This is a genomic window from Trinickia diaoshuihuensis, from assembly GCF_003390925.1.
GTDB lineage: Bacteria > Pseudomonadota > Gammaproteobacteria > Burkholderiales > Burkholderiaceae > Trinickia > Trinickia diaoshuihuensis.
In genome coordinates this window covers 62014-80806 of record NZ_QUBS01000023.1, presented here as the reverse complement: position 1 = coordinate 80806, position 18793 = coordinate 62014, and the positions used below count along the sequence as shown (strand labels likewise).

At 63.3% G+C, this 18793-nt stretch carries 19 protein-coding genes, 1 tRNA gene and 1 pseudogene; 11 read left to right on the top strand and 10 right to left on the bottom strand.

Translation table 11 applies throughout. The annotated features are described in order from the left end of the window. Positions 1-101: 101 nt before the first annotated feature. From DXT59_RS05840 to DXT59_RS05830, 3 genes are all read left to right on the top strand, one after another. Positions 102-689: a TetR/AcrR family transcriptional regulator gene (locus DXT59_RS05840; protein WP_116135979.1), complete on the top strand. Its 588-nt coding sequence runs from the start codon at positions 102-104 to the stop codon at positions 687-689. 63 nt (positions 690-752) lie between these two features. After that, positions 753-1040, top strand: coding sequence for a YciI family protein (locus DXT59_RS05835; protein WP_116135978.1), 288 nt, complete (start codon positions 753-755; stop codon positions 1038-1040). An 80-nt stretch (positions 1041-1120) separates the two neighbouring features. Next, positions 1121-1738, top strand: coding sequence for a DNA-3-methyladenine glycosylase I (locus tag DXT59_RS05830; RefSeq protein WP_116135977.1), 618 nt, complete (start codon positions 1121-1123; stop codon positions 1736-1738). On the opposite strand, the gene DXT59_RS05825 is transcribed toward DXT59_RS05830, so the two are convergent. Further along, positions 1713-2135 (bottom strand): ArsR/SmtB family transcription factor, encoded by a 423-nt coding sequence (locus tag DXT59_RS05825; RefSeq protein ID WP_205417375.1) that lies wholly within the window; start codon positions 2133-2135, stop codon positions 1713-1715. The genes DXT59_RS05830 and DXT59_RS05825 overlap by 26 nt on opposite strands. 169 nt (positions 2136-2304) lie before the next feature. Here DXT59_RS05825 and DXT59_RS05820 point away from each other — a divergent pair, with 169 nt between their 5' ends. Then, positions 2305-3438, top strand: a complete 1134-nt coding sequence (locus DXT59_RS05820) for an MFS transporter (protein WP_205417374.1) — start codon at positions 2305-2307, stop codon at positions 3436-3438. A gap of 63 nt (positions 3439-3501) precedes the next feature. On the opposite strand, the gene DXT59_RS31545 is transcribed toward DXT59_RS05820, so the two are convergent. Then, the gene (locus DXT59_RS31545; protein ID WP_162877962.1) at positions 3502-3810 is read right to left on the bottom strand and encodes an MDR/zinc-dependent alcohol dehydrogenase-like family protein; all 309 of its coding nucleotides are present in this window, start codon (positions 3808-3810) and stop codon (positions 3502-3504) included. Positions 3811-3826: 16 nt separating this feature from the next. Between DXT59_RS31545 and DXT59_RS31540 the strand changes: the two genes are divergently transcribed. After that, positions 3827-4333, top strand: a complete 507-nt coding sequence (locus DXT59_RS31540) for an SDR family NAD(P)-dependent oxidoreductase (protein WP_205417373.1) — start codon at positions 3827-3829, stop codon at positions 4331-4333. A gap of 261 nt (positions 4334-4594) precedes the next feature. Here DXT59_RS31540 and DXT59_RS05805 read toward each other — a convergent pair. The 6 genes and pseudogenes from DXT59_RS05805 to cysS form a co-directional block, all read right to left on the bottom strand. Next, positions 4595-4688, bottom strand: a tRNA-Ser gene (locus DXT59_RS05805). Between the two features lie 127 nt (positions 4689-4815). Next, entirely contained in the window at positions 4816-6066 is a 1251-nt protein-coding gene (locus tag DXT59_RS05800; RefSeq protein ID WP_116135974.1) for an aspartate kinase, read from the bottom strand. A 357-nt stretch (positions 6067-6423) separates the two neighbouring features. Next, entirely contained in the window at positions 6424-7938 is a 1515-nt protein-coding gene (gene tilS / locus DXT59_RS05795; protein WP_116135973.1) for a tRNA lysidine(34) synthetase TilS, read from the bottom strand. Positions 7939-8001: 63 nt separating this feature from the next. Next, complete coding sequence (locus DXT59_RS05790) at positions 8002-8973, bottom strand: acetyl-CoA carboxylase carboxyltransferase subunit alpha (protein ID WP_116135972.1); 972 nt, start codon at positions 8971-8973, stop codon at positions 8002-8004. A gap of 93 nt (positions 8974-9066) precedes the next feature. After that, positions 9067-9717 (bottom strand): annotated as a pseudogene (locus DXT59_RS05785) (DNA-3-methyladenine glycosylase family protein); the annotation flags it as partial. 203 nt (positions 9718-9920) lie between these two features. After that, positions 9921-11318, bottom strand: coding sequence for a cysteine--tRNA ligase (cysS, locus tag DXT59_RS05780; protein ID WP_116135970.1), 1398 nt, complete (start codon positions 11316-11318; stop codon positions 9921-9923). Between the two features lie 229 nt (positions 11319-11547). Here cysS and DXT59_RS05770 point away from each other — a divergent pair, with 229 nt between their 5' ends. From DXT59_RS05770 to DXT59_RS05755, 4 genes are all read left to right on the top strand, one after another. Further along, positions 11548-12261: a tetratricopeptide repeat protein gene (locus tag DXT59_RS05770; protein ID WP_162877961.1), complete on the top strand. Its 714-nt coding sequence runs from the start codon at positions 11548-11550 to the stop codon at positions 12259-12261. A gap of 39 nt (positions 12262-12300) precedes the next feature. Then, the gene (locus DXT59_RS05765) at positions 12301-12882 is read left to right on the top strand and encodes a peptidylprolyl isomerase (RefSeq protein ID WP_116135967.1); all 582 of its coding nucleotides are present in this window, start codon (positions 12301-12303) and stop codon (positions 12880-12882) included. Between the two features lie 62 nt (positions 12883-12944). Further along, complete coding sequence (locus DXT59_RS05760; RefSeq protein WP_116135966.1) at positions 12945-13439, top strand: peptidylprolyl isomerase; 495 nt, start codon at positions 12945-12947, stop codon at positions 13437-13439. Positions 13440-13465: 26 nt separating this feature from the next. Further along, positions 13466-14278: a UDP-2,3-diacylglucosamine diphosphatase gene (locus tag DXT59_RS05755; protein WP_162877965.1), complete on the top strand. Its 813-nt coding sequence runs from the start codon at positions 13466-13468 to the stop codon at positions 14276-14278. Positions 14279-14331: 53 nt separating this feature from the next. Here the strand turns inward: DXT59_RS05755 and cysE are convergent, their stop codons facing one another. Both cysE and DXT59_RS05745 read right to left on the bottom strand, forming a co-directional pair. Beyond that, positions 14332-15177 (bottom strand): serine O-acetyltransferase, encoded by an 846-nt coding sequence (gene cysE, locus DXT59_RS05750; RefSeq protein ID WP_420823362.1) that lies wholly within the window; start codon positions 15175-15177, stop codon positions 14332-14334. A 175-nt stretch (positions 15178-15352) separates the two neighbouring features. Then, entirely contained in the window at positions 15353-16192 is an 840-nt protein-coding gene (locus DXT59_RS05745; protein WP_420823361.1) for an RNA methyltransferase, read from the bottom strand. 351 nt (positions 16193-16543) lie between these two features. On the opposite strand from DXT59_RS05745, the gene DXT59_RS05740 reads away from it, so the two are divergent. Together DXT59_RS05740 and lplT are read left to right on the top strand one after the other, a co-directional pair. Further along, positions 16544-17344, top strand: coding sequence for an inositol monophosphatase family protein (locus DXT59_RS05740; RefSeq protein ID WP_116135963.1), 801 nt, complete (start codon positions 16544-16546; stop codon positions 17342-17344). A gap of 135 nt (positions 17345-17479) precedes the next feature. Beyond that, positions 17480-18778: a lysophospholipid transporter LplT gene (lplT, locus tag DXT59_RS05735; protein ID WP_116135962.1), complete on the top strand. Its 1299-nt coding sequence runs from the start codon at positions 17480-17482 to the stop codon at positions 18776-18778. Positions 18779-18793: the final 15 nt, after the last annotated feature.

Here is an 18793-nt window from a genome sequence, read left to right as displayed (position 1 = left end):
ACTTGTCCTAGGTGGGCATCCGTTTTGCCTCCGAGGAGAGGCAAACGGAGCGTCTTAACGCGTGGGCAGGCTCGCAGCGCGATCGATCGGATAGGTACTTTATGAGCGATAAGTCAACGCGCGAGCTAATTGTCGAAGCAGCGGACCGGTTGTTTTATCAACGCGGCTATGAACACACATCGTTCTCGGACATTGCCGACGCCGTCAAAATTTCGCGAGGTAATTTCTATTACCACTTCAAATCGAAAGATGAGATTTTGGAGGCCGTCATCGACGCGCGCCTAAGGCACACGCGCAAGCTGTTGGACGCCTGGGAGTCGAAAGCCGGAACACCGGCCGGCCGAATCAGAAGCTTTATCGGCATCCTGCTCGCGAATCAGCCGGACATCATGCGGTACGGCTGCCCCGTCGGCTCGTTATGCGCGGAGTTGGCGAAGATGCATCATTCCGCGCGGGGCCGGGCGAACGAGTTGTTCCTGCTTTTCCGGTCGTGGTTGCGCGAGCAGTTCAATGAGCTCGGCTTCGAGGCCGAAGCCGATGAACTTGCGATGCATGTCCTTGCACGCAGCCAAGGCATCGCCTCGCTCGCGAACGCCTTTCACGACGACAAATTCATTAAGCGAGAAGTCGAGCTGATGTCGGACTGGTTGACCTCGCAGATGAATCGCGCCGTAGGCAGCGTCGGCTAGACATTGCACCTGCCACGGCACCGACCCACGCGAATGGACACAAAAAAATGGAGAACAAGCGCCATGTTTATCGTGCTGCTCAAGTTTGCGGAGAATAAATCCAGCGCGAAGGATTGGATGGACGGACACAACGCGTGGCTCAAGCGCGGCTTCGACGACGGTGTGTTTCTGCTCGCCGGCAGCCTTCAACCGGGCCTAGGCGGCGGCATTCTCGCGCACGGTCTGTCTAAGTCCGAGCTAGAAGAGCGCGTGGATGACGATCCGTTCATCAAAGCGCGCGTGGTCGAGGCGCAGATCATCGAAATGACGCCTTCGAAGGCCGATCAACGGCTCGCGTTCCTCGTCGGCTGAGCGCCCTCGTCTCCCGATTTGGCGTGGCGAGCACGGTTCGCACGCCGTATTTTCTTCACGACATTATTGGACAGCGAAGGATGAGCGCGAGCGCAGTAGCATTGGACGGCAAACCGCGTTGTGGCTGGTGTAGCGCGGCACCCTCGTTCCTCGCCTATCACGACACCGAGTGGGGACAGCCGGTGTCGGACGATCATCGCCTTTTCGAGAAGCTGTGCCTCGAAGGGTTTCAATCCGGGCTCAGTTGGCGCACGATTCTCGACAAGCGCGAGAACTTCCGCGCCGCTTTTCATGGCTTCGACTTCGACAAGATTGCCGGTTTTGGCGAGCCCGACGTCGAGCGGCTGCTGAAGAACGAGGGCATCGTTCGTCATCGCGGCAAAATCGAAGCGGTTATCAACAACGCGAAACGCGCACAGGAACTCGTTGCGCGCGAAGGCTCGCTAGCCGCATTCGTTTGGCGGTTCGAGCCTCATCCGACGAAGCTCGCGGATCCGCAAACGGTAACCACGTCACCCGAGGCCGTTGCGCTTTCGAAGGAGCTCAAGAAGCTCGGCTGGAAGTTCGTCGGACCTACGACCGTCTACGCCTTCATGCAAGCAATGGGGCTCATCAACGATCACGTCGCGGAGTGCGTCATTCGAAGCAAGGTCGAACAAGCGCGCAAGAAATTCAAGCGTCCGGGACGCTCCCGGTAATGACTCGATGCATGTAGGCATCGGCGGGCGGCTGCCAGTTTTCCACTAGCAACAATAACCCCGGAAAGCGCGCGTCGAGATCTTCGCGGCGCAGCCGGCTCCTCCGTTCGAGCCCGTATTGCCGCTGCCGGATGACCCCTGCTTCCCGCAGCGCCTTGAAATGGTGGGTCAACGAAGACTTGGGTCGATCGAGCCCGAACCAGCCGCAAGGATGATCGTAGGCATCGGACGCGACCATCAGCTTGTGGACGATGAACAGTCGCAGCGGATCGGCCAGCGCAGCCAAAACGTTCTCGAGCCGCAGATCTTCGACGGCCGGCTCGTCCAGCGGGGGCGGTAGTTCGGCCGACGTGACAGGCGGCGTCCCTGCTCGGACCTTCGTGATTTCTTTCCTCATGGTGCGTCACACTATAGCACTAGTACGAGTTTTTTCGAACTGATGTATAGTTCGAAAAAACTCGTACAAGAGGATCGTCATGCCGCATTCTTCCGCTTCCGCTTCCGCTTGCGCACGCTCATCCTGCGTTGCCGCTCAATCCCCAGCACGCATGTGGCCAGTGGCCTGGATGATCACAGCCGTTTTCATGTTGTCGAATTCGACCACGCCGCTTTACGTCCATTGGCAGGAGCGGTTGAGGTTTTCGTCGGGCATGCTGACCGTGATCTTCGCGCTCTATATAGTCGGCTTGCTAGGCACCCTGCTGGTTGCCGGACAGTTGTCGGATCACTACGGGCGCAGACCGGTGCTGCTGCCCGGCTTGCTGGCCGCGCTCGTTGCCTGCGGCCTGTTCGCCAGCGCCGGCTCGATCGCCATGCTCGCGGTGGGTCGACTGCTGGCGGGTGTCTCGGTGGGGGTCATCGTCTCGGCGGGCATGGCCGCGGTCGCCGACGCAGGCGGCCCCGAGCGCAAGTCGAAGGCCGCCTTGTTAGCCTCGATCGCCATGGTGCTGGGCGCCGGTCTCGGACCGCTGTGCGCGGGCGCAGCAGCCCAGTGGCTGGCGCACCCCGTGCCGCCCATCTTCGCTGTGGAGGCGCTCGTCCTGTTCAGTGCGCTGGCGGTGGCGTCGCGTTTGCCGGCGCGCCGCGAGGCAGATAGTCCGCTTCGTTTGCGTTTGCCGTACGTGGCCGTATCGAACCGCCGCCACGTCCTGGGTGGCATCGCCACGTTCGGTCCGGGCATCACCGGGACGTCGTTCGTGCTGGCATTGGGACCGTCGTTGCTTGCCCGGCTGCTCGAAATGCGCAGTCCTTTGCTGGCCGGCGGCATGGCCTGCGCGATGTTCTTTACCGCGGTCGGCGTGCAGTTCGCCGTACGGAAATGGCCAGTCGCGCGCGTCTTTGCCGCGAGTGCTGTGGCCACGATCTTGTCGATGATGTGCCTTGTGCTGGCGATTCACGCTTCGCTGGTTCCGGCATTGATCGCATCCGCATTGCTTGCCGGCGCCGGCCAGGGGCTCGGGCAATTGGGTGGATTGACGCTGATCGGCCTGCACGTGCCCGATACCCACCGAGCGCAGGCCAATGCCGTGCTCAACATCGGTGGCTATATCCCCGCAGGCCTACTGCCGGTCGCGACCGGCTATCTGATCGACCACGTGGGATTGGCATCCGCCGGGACGTCGTTTGCACTGGTGCTCGCCTTCACCGCACTGATTGGAGGCACGTGGGCGATGCGTCGAGCCGAACAGCACGACGTATGATCGTTTCGTTATCGGGACCGGGATGCTTCTGATGCGCCGTGAGCTTGCGAGTACATCCGATGCTCACTGCGTCAACGGAACCGTGGGAGGTACAAGAACAGCCCTCGCATTGGATGCTCCTCGATAGGCCATAGCGACATCGATCTCCTCGAAACGAAAAGCCCTGGCGATGCTGGTGCGGAACAAGGGATCTGCGATGACATCGTGCAGGTCCGCCATCGCCGCCGCCACTCGCGCCGGGTCTTTGGCCGTTGCGCTGTTGAAATTGCTGAATCGTCTCACGGCCAAATTTCTGCTTAGCAAAAGCCGCGACGGAATCGTCACCGGCACCGAACCATCCAGCGTTCCATAGATGTAGACCGAGGTATTCATCGGCACATGCGGAGCAATGCGGTTAATCAGGGCGCCGCCCAGCCCGTCCAACACCGCTGTGGCTCCTAAAGTTTCGGCCAACCGTCCCAGCGTGCCCTCGAGCCGTTCGTCATCCGTCGTTATGACGTGTTCAAGACCCAGCCCTCGGATTTCCTCGTATTGCGCTTGCGAGCGCACAAGATGGATCACCGAAATTCGGCGCTTTTTTCCGATACAGGCTGATGTCAGCGATCCGGTTGCGGTCCGCGGCATGTTCGACGCTGTCCAAGCGCGCTTCGGCGGGATCGACGTACTCGTCAATAACGCCGGCATCCAAAATCTTGCGCCATTGGCCGAAATGACGGATTCGGCGTTCGACCGCATGATTGCCATCAATCTGAAGGGCGTTTTCAACACGCTGCGTGAGGCGGCCAGACGCATACGGCCGGGTGGCCGAATATCAATCTTTCGTCTGGATCGACGGCGACGCTCCCATCGGCCTATGGTCCCTACGCGGCAACCAAGGCCGCGGTGGATGTCGTGACAACCGTCCTCGCGAAGGAAATCTCGCTTAGCAGGGGAGTGCCTTCGACCTCTTAGCCCCATCTACTTATCGAGGTTCGCGGTCAGGATAGAGTCGTGACCTAGCCGCTTAGGCTCAGCCAACAGGACCTTTCGCGGACGCGTAACGTTCTTGTGCACCCGCTGATTCGCACGGCCAGGTTCACTAATGAATCACCCGACAGCGCTGCAATAGAAAAAGCCCCACGAGTCCTAGAACTCGCGGGGCTTTGTCACCGCCTACTGGCGGAGACGGAGGGATTCGAACCCTCGATCCAGGTTTTGGCCCAGATGCTCCCTTAGCAGGGGAGTGCCTTCGACCTCTCGGCCACGTCTCCCAAAATCGCCGTTGCACCGGGAGGCAGTGCAACGAGACCAAGATATTAACGGGAATGATTACGTAGGTCAAATGATGCGGCGCATTTTTTTGCCGCTCCGCCGATTTGCCCCCGCAGGGTCACCGTCTTACGCCTGCTCGAGCTCGAACGCCTTATGCAGCGCGCGCACGGCCAGCTCCATGTACTTTTCGTCGATCAGCACCGAGATCTTGATTTCCGAGGTCGAGATCATCTGGATGTTGATGCCCTCTTCCGACAACGTCCGGAACATCTTGCTCGCGATGCCGACGTGCGAACGCATGCCCACGCCGACCACCGATACCTTCGACACGCGGGGATCGCCCACCACTTCCTCGGCGTTGACGTGACCCTTGACGTGATTGACGAGGATGTCCATCGCGCGCTGGTAGTCGCCGCGGCCCACCGTGAACGTGAAATCGGTCTTGCCGTGCACGCTCTGGTTTTGGATGATCATGTCGACGTCGATATTCGCGTCGGCAACCGGGCCGAGGATCTGGTAGGCGATGCCCGGCTTGTCGGGCACGCCGCGCACGGCGATGCGCGCTTCGTCGCGTTGGAACGCGATGCCGGAGATGACTGCTTTTTCCATGGTCTCGTCTTCTTCAAAGGTGATCAGCGTACCCGATTTCATTTCTTCCTCGACCGGAATCATCGGGTCGGTCAGGCTCGACAGCACGCGCGTTTTCACACGGTATTTGCCCGCGAATTCGACCGAGCGGATCTGCAGCACTTTCGAGCCGAGGCTGGCCATTTCCAGCATCTCCTCGAACGTGACGCGATCGAGCCGGCGCGCTTCTTCCACGACGCGCGGATCGGTCGTATAGACGCCGTCGACGTCGGTGAAAATCAAACATTCGTCCGCTTCGAGCGCGGCGGCCACGGCCACCGCCGACGTATCGGAGCCGCCGCGGCCCAGCGTCGTGATATGCCCTTCGGGATCGACGCCCTGGAAGCCCGTAATGACCACGACCTTGCCGGCGTCGAGATCGCGCATCACGCGCTCGTCGTCGATCTCGCTGATGCGCGCTTTGGTGAACGCGCTGTCGGTTTTGATCGGCACTTGCCAGCCGGCGTAACTCACGGCCTGGACGCCGAATTCTTGCAGCGCGATCGACAGCAATCCAACGCTGACTTGTTCGCCCGTCGACGCAATCATGTCGAGTTCGCGCGGGCTCGGTTGGCTCGAAATCTCTTTGGCGAGCCCGAGCAAGCGATTGGTTTCGCCCGACATCGCGGAAGGCACGACGACCATCTTGTGCCCGGCCTGATGCCATTTCGCGACGCGCTTGGCGACGTTCTTGATGCGCTCGACCGAGCCCATCGAGGTGCCGCCGTATTTATGTACGATGAGTGCCATTGTCGTTCTGAACTGGAGGAGAAACCGCGCCGATGCGCCAAGAGCAGAACCGCAAGACTGCCGTTCGGTCTCGCGGCCTCGTGAGCACTACGACGACGAAGGATGGCTGCGAAAGCATGAGCGCAGCGTGCGCGGATTGCCCAGATGCGAAGCGCTTGCTGCTAAGGCCCATCGCCGGTGCGGGTAGCGCGGCAAATGAGCGGCGGATGCGCAAGACGCGCGCAAACGGCTGCGAAAGCGGATCGGGCGAGCCTTCGAGCGTACTTGATCGAGGCCGAAAAGACAAGCGCGGGGAACCGCCGGCGTCAATCGGGCGCGACGCCGAGGCGCCGCTTCGCCAGGACGGCGCCCCTAACCCTAGGCGATCAACAAATCCTCGCGCCATTCGAGCCGCCAACGCGCGCCGCGACGCCGCGACGGCGAGGCCGATTGCTCGACGGCGCCGTTCACGCCGACGCGCGGCACGAACAGCAACGCCTCTCCCAAGTAGATAAGCGGCACATCGCGCTCCCACGCGGGCACGCCAAGCTCTTGGAATAAGTTCTTCAACGTCCGCGCCGCCCCACCGGGCGTACGCTGCACACGCTCGCCCCCCATGCGCGCACGCGCGCTGAGCGGCGCGCTCGCGAGCAGCGCCTCGGGCACCGTATCGGGGCCGGTATCGTCATCGAGCGCCGGCACGAAAACGATCGATCCGCGCCATTGCGGCAGGTGCCAGACTTGCTGCCCGCTCCATGCCAGACGCTCGATGCGTTTATCCCCTTCCCTCATATCGGGCAACCCTTCGGACGCCGCATGCGGCGGCATATCACCCTCGCCCTCGCCCGCGCGCCGCCCCCGATGCTCGCCGCGTCTCCCAGGACGCAACACGCGCTCGGCCGCGCGCTTCTCCCAATAGATATTGTCCCGATACATCCGCAGGCAAGCTCCGGCGTGCATGACGCTGAGTCCGTGTCCGTCGCGCGCCTGCCGCAACTGACGCAGCATATCGGCCAAGCGCGCGGCCGACGGCGCCGGCAAACCCGCCGACCGGATCCAGACGCGCATGACGTTGGTTGCGCGCGCATCGTCGAGCGCGGTCAACGCTTTGCGCGAGAGCGCGGCGCCCTCGTCACGTCCGACCGTGCGCAGGTCGATCCGAGCCAAATCGTCGAGCAGGCGTTGCGCCGTGGCGGCATGGCGAGCGGTACGCGCAAGCGCATCGCGAAAACCGGGGAAGCGCGTGCTCAACGCCGGCATCACCTCGTGACGCAACGCATTGCGCGCATATCGCGTATCGGCGTTCGATTCGTCCTCGATCCAGCGCAAGCCGCGCACCAGCGCGTAACGATGAAGCTGCGCCCGTAGCAAGGGCAAAAAGGGACGCACGCGCCGCACGGCGGACGACTCGTCGACGCGCTGCGGCGCCATCGCCGCGAGCCCCGCCACACCGGCGCCACGCAGGAGTTGAAGCAATACCGTCTCGGCTTGATCGTCGGCATGATGGGCCAGCCAAAGCATCGCGGCGCCGTTTCGGGCGCACATCGCGTCGAGCGCGCGATAGCGTGCTTCGCGCGCCGCGGCCTCGAGGCTCTCGCCGTGATCCCGCCGCACGCGGACGTGCTCGGCATCGAGGCGCACGCCCAGCGAGGCGGCCGACGCCTCGCAATGGGAAAGCCACCGGTCGGCATTCGGACTGAGCCCGTGGTGCACGTGCAAGGCGACGCAGCGCGCCGCCCCGGCGACTCGCACCGCGGCGTCGAGCAGCACCGTGGAGTCGAGCCCGCCGCTGTAGGCAATGGCGATCGTCGCGCCAGGCGCAACGGTGGAAAGCAAACCGCCGAGGGCATCGAGAACGATGCGCTCGGCGGCGATATCGACGGAGACGGTCACGTCAGCGCTCAGGCGTGGAACCGATGCCCCGCCATGCAGGCGGGACGCGGCCCCGGGCTCGGCTTACGCCCCCGGGAAAGATTCCTTGTACTTGCCATAGCTCATCAGGCGGTCGAAGCGGCGCTGCCGCAAATCGGTCACGCTCATGCCCTGGAACTGGCGCAGCGTGTCGGCCAGCGCACGGCGCAGCAACGCCGCCATGCCCTTCACGTCGCGATGCGCACCGCCGAGCGGTTCGTTGACGATCTTGTCGATGAGGCCAAGCGCCTTCAATCGGTGCGCCGTCAAACCGAGCGCCTCGGCCGCCTCCGGCGCCTTCGTCGCGCTCTTCCAAAGGATCGACGCACAACCCTCGGGCGAAATCACCGAGTACGTGGAGAACTGCAGCATCAACACACTATCGGCCACCGCGATCGCGAGCGCACCACCCGAACCGCCCTCGCCGATCACCGTCGCGATAATGGGCGTCTTCAGTTCGGCCATGACGTACAGATTGCGGCCGATGGCCTCCGACTGCCCGCGCTCCTCGGCGCCGACGCCGGGGTACGCGCCCGGCGTATCGATGAACGTGAAGATCGGCAGGCCGAACTTCTCGGCGAGGCGCATCAGGCGCTCCGCCTTGCGATAGCCTTCCGGACGCGGCATGCCGAAGTTGCGCGCCGCGCGTTCCTTCGTGTCGCGGCCCTTTTGGTGGCCGATGACCATGCAGGGATGCCCGTTGAATCGGGCTAGGCCGCCAACGATCGACAAGTCGTCGGCAAACGAGCGATCGCCGTGCAACTCGTGAAAATCGGTGAACAGCTCATTGACGTAATCGAGCGTGTACGGGCGCTGCGGATGTCGCGCGATTTGCGATACCTGCCACGGGGACAGATTCGCATAAAGGTCTTTGGTGAGCTGTTGGCTCTTCTTCGACAACCGCTCGATCTCTTCCGAAATATCGACCGCCGAGTCGTCTTGCACGAAGCGCAATTCTTCGATTTTCGCTTCGAGCTCCGCGATGGGCTGTTCGAAATCCAGAAAGGTCGTTTTCATATGTTCGTTCCTAGAAACCTGCGGCAGCGCGTATTCTAACCGCGCGCGCCGCATTCTGAATCGCGCAAAACTATCGATAATCCAAACCGATAGCTATTCAGCCAACCCGTCGAGGCTGCGCCACATGTACCACGTCGCCACAGTGCGCCACGGCTCCCAGTTGGCCGCGACTTCGCGCGCTTCGCTGCGCGTCACGGGCTCGCCGCTAAAGTAGTTCACGCTGATGGCGCGGATCAAACCCAAATCGTCGAGCGGAAGCACGTCGGGCCGCGACAAGTTGAAAATCAAAAACATCTCGGCGGTCCAACGGCCGATGCCGCGGATCTGCGTGAGCTCGGCGATCACGGCCTCGTCGTCCATCGACATCCATTTGTCGACGTGCAGCGCGCCCGACAAAAAATGCTCCGCGAGGTCGAGCAAGTAGTCGGACTTGCGCTTGGACAACCCGCACGCGGCGAGCTTCTCCTGTCCCAGCTTTTTGAATTGCTGCGGCGAGAGTTTCGGGCAAGCCGATTCGATACGCTCCCACACCGCTTGCGCGACCTGAACCGATACCTGCTGCCCCACGACCGAGCGCGCGAGCGTCACGAAAGGATCGTTGCCGTTCACGAGGTGCACGGGCCCGAACTTCGGGATGAGCCGCTTTAAGATCCGATCGCGCTTGACGAGATCCGCGCACGCGCGGTCCCAATACGCGGGTCGAGTGACCGCGGGCTCCAGCGCGCCCATCTGAACGGGCGCCGCGGCGCCGTTCGGCTTGACCGCGGTCTCTTTCTTCGTGCCGGCCGCGCGCTTGGCGGCCGCCTTCTCGGTGGGGTCAATCTGTGCCGACGCCACGGTTGCGCGCGTGTCGCCCTTGCGACTGGCGCGTGCGGGCGCCTTCCTGGCCGTTGCCATCTTGCCTCCTGCCTGGCGAGTCGATCAGCGCGACGTGCGATGCACGATCGTCATACGCGGCGCCATTCGGTCAGCCCGCCCGGTTTGTCTTCAAGCGCAACACCGGCATCGAGCAACTCGGCCCGAATCCGGTCTGCCTCGGCGTAGTTCTTCGCTTGCTTGGCGGCCACGCGCGCGGCGATCCGCGCTTCGATCGCGGCCGCATCGAGCCCTTCGGCATCGAGCGAGCCCGCTCCCCTGTGCAGAAATTCGCGCGGCTCGCGGCCCAGCAAACCCAATGTCCCGGCCAGCGCGCGCAGTTGCCGTGCCAAGCTCGGATCGCGCGTGCGATTGACCTCGGTCGCGAGCTCGAACAGCACCGCGACGGCCACGGGCGTATTGAAGTCGTCGTTCATCGCTTCGCTAAAACGCCGCGCGTGCGCTTCGCTCCAATCGAGCGGCGCGCTATCGGGCACGACGTCCTTGAGCGACGTATAAAGCCGCGTGAGCGCGGCGCGCGCGTCGTCCAGATGGACGTCGCTATAGTTGATCGGCGAACGATAATGCGCGCGCACGAGGAAAAACCGAACGACTTCGGGGTCGTATTTCGCGAGCACCTCGCGAATCGTGAAGAAGTTGCCGAGCGATTTCGACATCTTCTCGTTATCGATCTGCACGAAGCCGTTGTGCATCCAATAGTTGACGAACGTCTGCCCCGTCGCGCCCTCGCTTTGGGCAATCTCGTTCTCATGGTGCGGAAACTGCAAATCTTGCCCGCCGCCGTGCAGATCGAAATGCTCGCCGAGTAACGCGCAGCCCATCGCCGAACACTCGATGTGCCAGCCCGGACGGCCCGGCCCGTAATTGGAGTCCCACGTGCACTCGGGCGGTTCGCCCTCTTTCGCATGCTTCCACAAGACGAAATCGAGCGGATCTTGCTTGGCGTCGTTTGCCGCGACGCGCTCGCCCGCGCGCAAATCTTCGAGCGACTTGCCGGACAGCGCGCCGTAGCGCGCGAATTTGCGCACGGCGTAGTTGACGTCGCCGTCCTTCGATTGATACGCGTAGCCGTTCGCCACGAGCTTGTCGATCATGCCCAGCATTTGGGGAATGTAGTCCGTTGCGCGCGGCTCGATATCGGGGCGCGTCACGCCGAGCGCATCCGCGTCTTCGTACATCGCCGCGATATAGCGATCGGTGACGGCTTTGATCGTCTCGCCGTTTTGAACGGCGCGCCGAATGATTTTGTCATCGACGTCGGTAATATTGCGCACGTACGTCACACGGTAACCGAGCGCGCGCAGCCAACGCTGCACCAGATCGAATACCACGAGCAGCCGCGCATGCCCGATGTGGCAGTAGTCGTAGACAGTGATCCCGCAGACGTACATCCGCACCTCGCCTGCACGGCGCGGCACGAACGATTGCTTGTCACGCGCGAGCGTGTTGTAGATGCGCAGTGATTCCATAGAGACGATGGGTGAGCCTTGAGCAATCCGCACTCGGCGACGCGCGCTTCGCAGCACTTTCGCGATGAAGCGCAAACGGCTTGCGCGGTGCGAATGTCTTCGCGCGACGAATGCTTCGAGCGAGCGGCGCGAAAGGCGACCACGACGGGCGGAGGACCGTTTGCCGTTGGAGGAAACCAGCAAACGTTTTGTTAGAATGGGCCGGAGTATAACACCCAGACACGAGCCTATGAAACCTTCCAGCGGCCGCACGCACCGCAGCGCGGCCCTCCTCGCCGCCTCCGTTTTGAGCCTTACGCTCGGGGCTTTCGCGAGCGTCGGGGCGCGCGCCGAGACCACGCCGGCGGTGGCCGACGGCACGCCGCAAATCGACGCATCGATCGCCTCGCAAAACTGGAGCGCGGCGCTCGTCGAACTCGACGCGCGCATCGCCTCGCACCCCCGCGATATCCAGGCGAAGTTCAAGCGCGGCACGGTACTCGCCCGGTTGAACCGGGACGACGAGGCGATCCGTCAGTTTACGGAGCTCACTGAACTCTACCCCGAGCTGCCCGAACCGTATAACAATCTCGCCACGCTCTACGCGAAACACGGGCGCTACCAGGAAGCGCGCGGCGCGCTCGAAACGGCCCTGCAAGCCAACCCGAGCTACGGGCTCGCCTATGAGAATCTGGGCGACTTGTACCTGCATCTGGCCGAGCAATCGTACCGCCGCGCGCAAAGCCTCGGCCAAGCGAGCCCGGCCGCCGCGCAGCGCGTGGCCCAAATCGAGAAAATCGTCTCGCCGGCCGCGACGGGCTCCGGCACGAGTGCGGCTCCCGCGCCGAGGGCGGCCGTGCCCCAGCCCGGTGCGATCGTGCCGCCCGCGACCTCGCCGGCCGTCGAATTCGGCGGTTCGAACGGTCCGTTCCCCGCTCAGCCTTACATCGCGCCGTCGAACTAGCGCGTTTTCGCTCCGATCTCATCCACGTTGAGGACACCCATGAAAAGCTTTTGGTTGGCGCTCGGCAGCGCCGCTCTCATCGCGAACGCACCGGCTTTCGCGCAAACGAACGCTGCTGGCGCGCATCCGCAAGTGCTGCTGAAAACGACGGACGGCGATATCAAGCTCGAGCTCTACCCGGAGCAAGCGCCGAAAACGGTCGCGAATTTCCTCGACTACGTGAAATCCGGCCAATACAGCGGCACGATCTTTCATCGCGTGATCAAGGGCTTCATGATTCAAGGGGGCGGTTACACGGCGAGCTACGCCGAGAAGCCGACGCGCGCGCCGATTCCGCTCGAAAGCCGCAACGGCCTGAAGAACGCGCTGGGCACGATCGCGATGGCGCGCACGAGCGATCCGAACTCGGCGACGGCTCAGTTCTTCATCAATACGGTCGACAACCCCGGGCTCGACTATCCGAATCCGGACGGCAACGGTTATGCCGTGTTCGGCAAGGTCGTGTCGGGCATGGACGTTGTAAAGAAGATCGAGGCGACGCCCACCACGTCGCGCGGCCCGATGGGCGATGTGCCTCAGCAGCCGATCGTCATCGAATCGGCCGCCGTCGTTTCGAAATAACCCGCTCCGGCGCCTGGCCGGACCCTTTAGTCGTTTGAAGTTAGAAAGGAAAGGAATTCATCATGGTTGAACTGCATACGAATCACGGCGTCATCAAGATTGCACTCGACGCCGAGAAGGCGCCGAAGACGGTCGAAAATTTCCTCAACTACGTCAAGAAAGGTCACTACGACAACACCGTATTTCACCGTGTGATCGACGGCTTCATGATCCAAGGCGGCGGTTTCGAGCCCGGCATGAAGCAAAAGCCGACGGACGCTCCGATCGACAACGAGGCGAACAACGGCCTGAAGAACGTCAAGGGCTCGGTGGCCATGGCACGCACGAACGATCCGCATTCGGCAACGGCGCAATTCTTCATCAACGTGAACGACAACGACTTCCTCAATCACACGTCGCCGACGCCGCAAGGCTGGGGTTACGCCGTGTTCGGCAACGTCGTCGAAGGGCTCGATGTCGTCGAGAAGATCAAGAAGGTCCGCACGGGTTCGAAGGGCTTTCATCAGGACGTGCCGCTCGATGACGTCGTCATCGAGAAAGCGGTCGTGGTCGATTGAACACGAGCGTCATCCGAGATGCCGGCATCTCGGCGCGGCAGGACGCGGGGCCTCGCAACGTCGAGGCCAGCGTGCCGCACGAGCATGGCCGCACGCGCCCTCACGCGCCGCGGCCGCTCTTGCTCATCTCCGATTTACATCTGAGCACGTCGATTCCGCGTACGGTCGACGCGTTCGAGCATTTCATCCGCGTCACGGCCGACAGCGCCGACTCGGTCTTCATTCTCGGCGATCTATTCGAATATTGGATCGGCGACGATATGTTGAAGGCCGATCCGTTCGCGGCGCGCATCGCGTCGATTTTGCATACGTTGTCAGAGCGCGGCATCGCCTTGTATGTGATGCACGGCAATCGCGACTTCCTGCTCGGCAAACGCTTCATGAGGGCAGCCGGCGCGATTTGGCTGCCCGATCCGTTCGTGATGACCGCGTTCGGCGCGCGCATCGTGCTCGCGCACGGCGATGCGCTATGCACGGCCGATCGAAAATATCAAACGTTTAGACGCGTTGCACGCTGGCGCGCCGCGCAACTGCTGTTTCTCGCCTGGCCGTTCCGGTGGCGTCATGCGCTCGCCGAACGCATGCGCGCCTCGAGCGAGGAAGGCCGCACACGGCCGCCGTCGCCGCTTTACGATGTAACGCATCAGGGCGTCGAGGCGCTATTTCGCACGAGTCACACGACGACGATGATCCACGGGCACACGCACAAGCCCGCCCGTCACCTGGAGACGAGCGGTACGCGCTGGGTGTTGCCCGATTGGGACCTCGATCATGGCGCGCGCCGCGGCGGCTATCTGCGTATCGATGCCGAAGGCATCCACGCTTTTCCGCTCGATTGAGGCGTCGCCCATCGAGGGCAACACTAGACTGCGTTGCCCTCCACTTCCCCTGCTTAAACGACGTCCTGTCCTTCCATGCTGACGTCCGCGCGAGCGTCGGTGCTCGTCTGAGCCGCGCCCTGAATTGCCGCCGATAGGCGCTGCAAATCGATGCCCGACGCACCGGCGCCTTGCAGCGCCTCGATTCGGGCGCCGAGGCGTTCGAGCGCCGCGACGATCTCATCGACGCGTTGCTTTTCGTTCGCGGCATGGTCGATCAAACCGTGCAACGCGAGCGAGACTGGGTCTTCCGCATTCGGCGTAATCCCATAGGCGCAAAACGCCGCGTGCTCGGGCGAGCGCTTGCGATCGGCGGGTTGGATGACGCGTGCCGGATTGCCGACCGCCGTGGCGCCCGCGGGCACCGGTTTGACGACGACCGCGTTCGACCCGATCTTGGCGTTTTCGCCGATCGTGAAGCCGCCGAGCACCTTGGCGCCCGCGCCCACGATGACGCCGCGCTCGAGCGTCGGATGCCGCTTGGCACCGCGCGTGAGCAGCGTTCCGCCGAGCGTCACGCCCTGGTAGATCGTGCAGTCGTCGCCTATTTCGGCCGTTTCCCCCACCACGACGCCCATGCCGTGATCGATGAACACGCGCCGCCCGACCGTTGCGCCCGGGTGGATTTCGATGCCCGTCAGAAACCGCGCCACTTGCGAGATGAATCGCGCCAGCCAGCGCCGGCGCGCACGCCAACATGCGTGCGCCAGCCGGTGCGCCACCAGCGCATGCAGCCCCGGATAACAGGTGAGCACTTCCCAGGCACTGCGAGCGGCGGGATCGCGCTCACGGATGGTGGCAATGTCTTCGCGAAGTCTCTTGAACATGTTGGGGCTCGCTCGATGAAGGGGCCGGTGGATGAACGCGGGCAGCGGGCAGATCGTTATGACGTTGCGCGATTTACTTATGAAGCGCCGTTCGATTGTAGGAGCAAGACGGAAAGTGTGCAGAATGGATAGCGATCCACCCTGCACGCAGCAGGGACATTGGCGGCGGCATGCGCCAAGTTCCAGTGGTTTTCAGCCGGAAGGCGGGTCAGGACGGAGACGACCGATCGCGGGCATGCGTCTTAAGCAAGATGTGCTTGGCGATGCCGCGGACGATGTTGACTTCCTCTCGCTCGAGGCCGGATCGGGCGAACAGGCGGCGCAAGCGCGACATCAGTTTCTTCGGATTGGCCGGATCGAGGAATTCGAGCGCGATCAGCGCGTTTTCGAGGTGAACGTACATCCGTTCGATGTCGTCGTTCGGCGCGCGAGTGCTGCCCAATTCGTCCGCTTCGGCGGCCTGCCCCATCGCCGCTGAGGCTTCCGCCGCCAGATAGGCGATCCGCAACTCGTAGGCGAGCACTTGCACCGCCTGAGCGAGATTGAGCGAGCTGTAGGCGGGATTGGCCGGGATGTGAGCAAGCGCGCTGCAGCGCTCGACGTGCTCATTAGACAGCCCGGTACGCTCATTGCCGAAGACGAACGCGATGTCGCCGCCCTGCGCGTACTGGCGGGCCTCGCTCGCCGCCTCGCGCGGCGCGAGCTGCGGCGGTCCGTATTCGCGCATGCGCGCCGTCAGTGCCACGGACCATGTCACGCCGGCGAGCGCATCCGCGATCGTCGGGACGATACGGGCGGAGGCCAACACGTCTTCCGCGCCGCTCGCCATGGCGATCGCCTCCGGATCGGTTTGGACATGCGCGAGGCGCGGCGCGACGAGCACGAGCCGCGAAAAACCCATCGTTTTGAGCGCACGGGCGGCCGCGCCGACATTGCCGGGATGGCTGGGCTCGACGAGCACGAACCGCGTCGAGGTGAAACCGCCCTGGGGACCCGACGCGCAGGTATGCACGGTGGCCGACGGCGAATGCGATGTTGAGCGATTCAAGATGACTAACTAGATGAAAAACGGAAACGAGCAATGACGTACTGCAATCTGCCGGTATGGTATCGCGCTTGCCGTCCCGATGCGAACGGCGCTCTTCGCGGCGCGGCGCCGAGGGCGACCGAGGGCCGGCCGCGCGGTGCGAGCATACCGACAGCGCGAGGGTCGAGCCGAGCAGCCCCGGACTCGGGTAAAATCCCGGTATTCGTGCCATGTGGGCGAGTGGATTTCCACCGCGCGCATGCACATTGCTCTTCTTCAATTCGCTTTCGTCGACGGAATGCCCGCGCATTCCGGGCGGTTTGGCCCACCCGTCGCAGCGCTCGCACCGCCGCGGTACAAGGAATCCGTTTTATGCACCCGATGCTCAACATTGCCGTCAAGGCCGCCCGCCGCGCCGGACAAATCATCAATCGCGCCTCGCTCGACTTGGAACTCGTCCAAGTCAGCGAGAAGCAGCACAACGATTTCGTCACGGAAGTCGACAAAGCGGCCGAAGCGGCCATCATCGATACGCTCAAAACCGCCTATCCCGATCACGCCATCCTGGCGGAGGAATCGGGCCGCTCCGAAAACGAATCCGATTACGTCTGGATCATCGATCCGCTCGACGGCACGACCAACTTCATCCACGGCCTGCCCTACTACGGCGTCTCGATCGCGCTGGCGCACCGCGGCGTCGTCACGCAAGCCGTCGTCTACGATCCGAACAGCAACGATCTGTTTACCGCCTCGCGCGGCCGCGGCGCGTATCTGAACGACCGCCGCATTCGCGTGGGCCGCCGCGATCGCCTCAGCGACGCGCTGATCGGCACGGGCTTTCCCTTCCGTGAAGACGATCGGATCGAAGCTTACTGCCGCCTGTTCGCCGAGATGACGCGCGCGTGCACGGGCCTGCGCCGCCCCGGCGCCGCGGCGCTCGATCTGGCCAACGTCGCGGCCGGCCGTCTCGACGGCTTTTTCGAGCAGGGCTTGAGCCCCTGGGACATGGCGGCGGGAAGCTTGCTGATCACCGAGGCGGGCGGCCTCGTCGGCAACTACACGGGCGATTCGGAATTTTTGGAAATCGGCGAAATCGTCGCCGGCAATCCGAAAATCTATGCGCAGATGGTGCCGATTCTGAGCGCCTACAGCCGCACCGCACAGAAGGACTAAGCGGGCTCGGCCCACGCCCGCCGCGCGTTTGCGTAAACAACGCGCGGCGCGGCGCACGACGAAAGGCGGCTCGGGCCGCCTTTTTCCTTACGAGTGTTCCTTTTCTCCGAGCGCGCTCACGGCTCGACCCGTCGGATGAAAAAAGGCTTTTACACGATCATCGCCGCGCAGTTCGTTTCGTCGCTGGCCGACAACGCGCTCTTGATCGCCGCGATCGCACTGCTCGGCGCAATGCATGCGGCCAGTTGGTTCACACCGCTGCTGCAGATTTTGTTCACGACGTCGTACGTGGTGTTGGCGCCGTTTGCGGGCGCCTTCGCGGATGCCATCCAAAAGCGCCATGTGATGTTCGCGGCCAATGCGTTGAAGGCGCTCGGCTGCGCGATGATGCTCGCGAACGTTCACCCCATGCTGGCTTATGGCGTCGTCGGTATCGGCGCGGCCGCGTACTCGCCGGCCAAGTACGGCATCTTGACCGAGTTGCTGCCCGCGTCGCGGCTCGTCGCGGCCAATGCGTGGCTCGAGTCCGCGACCGTGCTTTCGACGATTGCCGGCACCGCGCTCGGGGGCGCTCTAATCAGCCCTTTCGTGCAGCGTTTCGTGAGCGCGCGACATTGGCCGTTGGTGCATGACGCGCCCTATTTCGCGATGTTCGCGGTGATGCTCGTCTATGCGCTCGCGGCGCTGATCAACGTGGGCATTCCCGACACCGGCGCGCGCTATGCGAACCGCCTGCGCGAGCCGCAGCGGCTTGTGGGCGAATTCGTCGATTGCTTCAACTTGCTCTGGCGCGACGAACTCGCTCAGATCGCGCTATGGGTGACGACGCTCATGTGGGGCACCGCGGTGACGCTGCAGTTGCTCGTGCTCAAGTGGGCCAACGTCAACTTGGGGCTCACGCTCTCGAAGGCCGCGCTGATGCAAGGGGCAACGGGCATCGGCATCGCGCTCGGCGCGGCGGCCGCGGCCGCGCTCGTGCCGCTCGCGCGCTCGCTGAAGGTACTGCCCGTCGGCATCGCCGCGGGCATCGTCGCGGGTGCGATGGCGTTCTACGGCAAGTGGCTGTTTCCGCCCGCGGCCGGGATTCGCATCGCCGATCAGTTCATCGCGGCGTACATCGTCATGGCCTACCCGATCATGATCGCGCTGGGCGGCCTGGCCGGTTATTTCATCGTGCCGATGAATGCGCTGTTGCAACACCGAGGCGCGACGCTGATCACGGCGGGCCATTCGATCGCCGTGCAGAACTTCAACCAAAACCTCGCGGTGCTGTTCATGCTCGGCGCTTATGCGCTGCTGTTGCGCGCCAATATGCCGGTGCAGTGGATTATCGTGACGTTCGGCACGTTCGTCTGCACGATGATTGGGCTGGCCAAACGGCGCAGCACGGTCAATGCGCGCCGCGTGGACATACGCGCGATGATCGGGGAATAATCGCGGGCAGCCGAA

Coding starts and splice junctions, on each gene's coding strand:
- DXT59_RS05830 (WP_116135977.1), top strand. CDS start 1,121: ATGAGCGCGAGCGCAGTAGCATTGGACGGCAAACCGCGTTGTGGCTGG.
- DXT59_RS05825 (WP_205417375.1), bottom strand. CDS start 2,135: ATGAGGAAAGAAATCACGAAGGTCCGAGCAGGGACGCCGCCTGTCACG.
- DXT59_RS05835 (WP_116135978.1), top strand. CDS start 753: ATGTTTATCGTGCTGCTCAAGTTTGCGGAGAATAAATCCAGCGCGAAG.
- DXT59_RS05765 (WP_116135967.1), top strand. CDS start 12,301: ATGAAAAGCTTTTGGTTGGCGCTCGGCAGCGCCGCTCTCATCGCGAAC.
- DXT59_RS05800 (WP_116135974.1), bottom strand. CDS start 6,066: ATGGCACTCATCGTACATAAATACGGCGGCACCTCGATGGGCTCGGTC.
- DXT59_RS05740 (WP_116135963.1), top strand. CDS start 16,544: ATGCACCCGATGCTCAACATTGCCGTCAAGGCCGCCCGCCGCGCCGGA.
- cysS (WP_116135970.1), bottom strand. CDS start 11,318: ATGGAATCACTGCGCATCTACAACACGCTCGCGCGTGACAAGCAATCG.
- DXT59_RS05760 (WP_116135966.1), top strand. CDS start 12,945: ATGGTTGAACTGCATACGAATCACGGCGTCATCAAGATTGCACTCGAC.
- lplT (WP_116135962.1), top strand. CDS start 17,480: ATGAAAAAAGGCTTTTACACGATCATCGCCGCGCAGTTCGTTTCGTCG.
- DXT59_RS05820 (WP_205417374.1), top strand. CDS start 2,305: ATGATCACAGCCGTTTTCATGTTGTCGAATTCGACCACGCCGCTTTAC.
- DXT59_RS31545 (WP_162877962.1), bottom strand. CDS start 3,810: ATGAATACCTCGGTCTACATCTATGGAACGCTGGATGGTTCGGTGCCG.
- DXT59_RS31540 (WP_205417373.1), top strand. CDS start 3,827: ATGCGGTTAATCAGGGCGCCGCCCAGCCCGTCCAACACCGCTGTGGCT.
- DXT59_RS05770 (WP_162877961.1), top strand. CDS start 11,548: ATGAAACCTTCCAGCGGCCGCACGCACCGCAGCGCGGCCCTCCTCGCC.
- DXT59_RS05840 (WP_116135979.1), top strand. CDS start 102: ATGAGCGATAAGTCAACGCGCGAGCTAATTGTCGAAGCAGCGGACCGG.
- DXT59_RS05790 (WP_116135972.1), bottom strand. CDS start 8,973: ATGAAAACGACCTTTCTGGATTTCGAACAGCCCATCGCGGAGCTCGAA.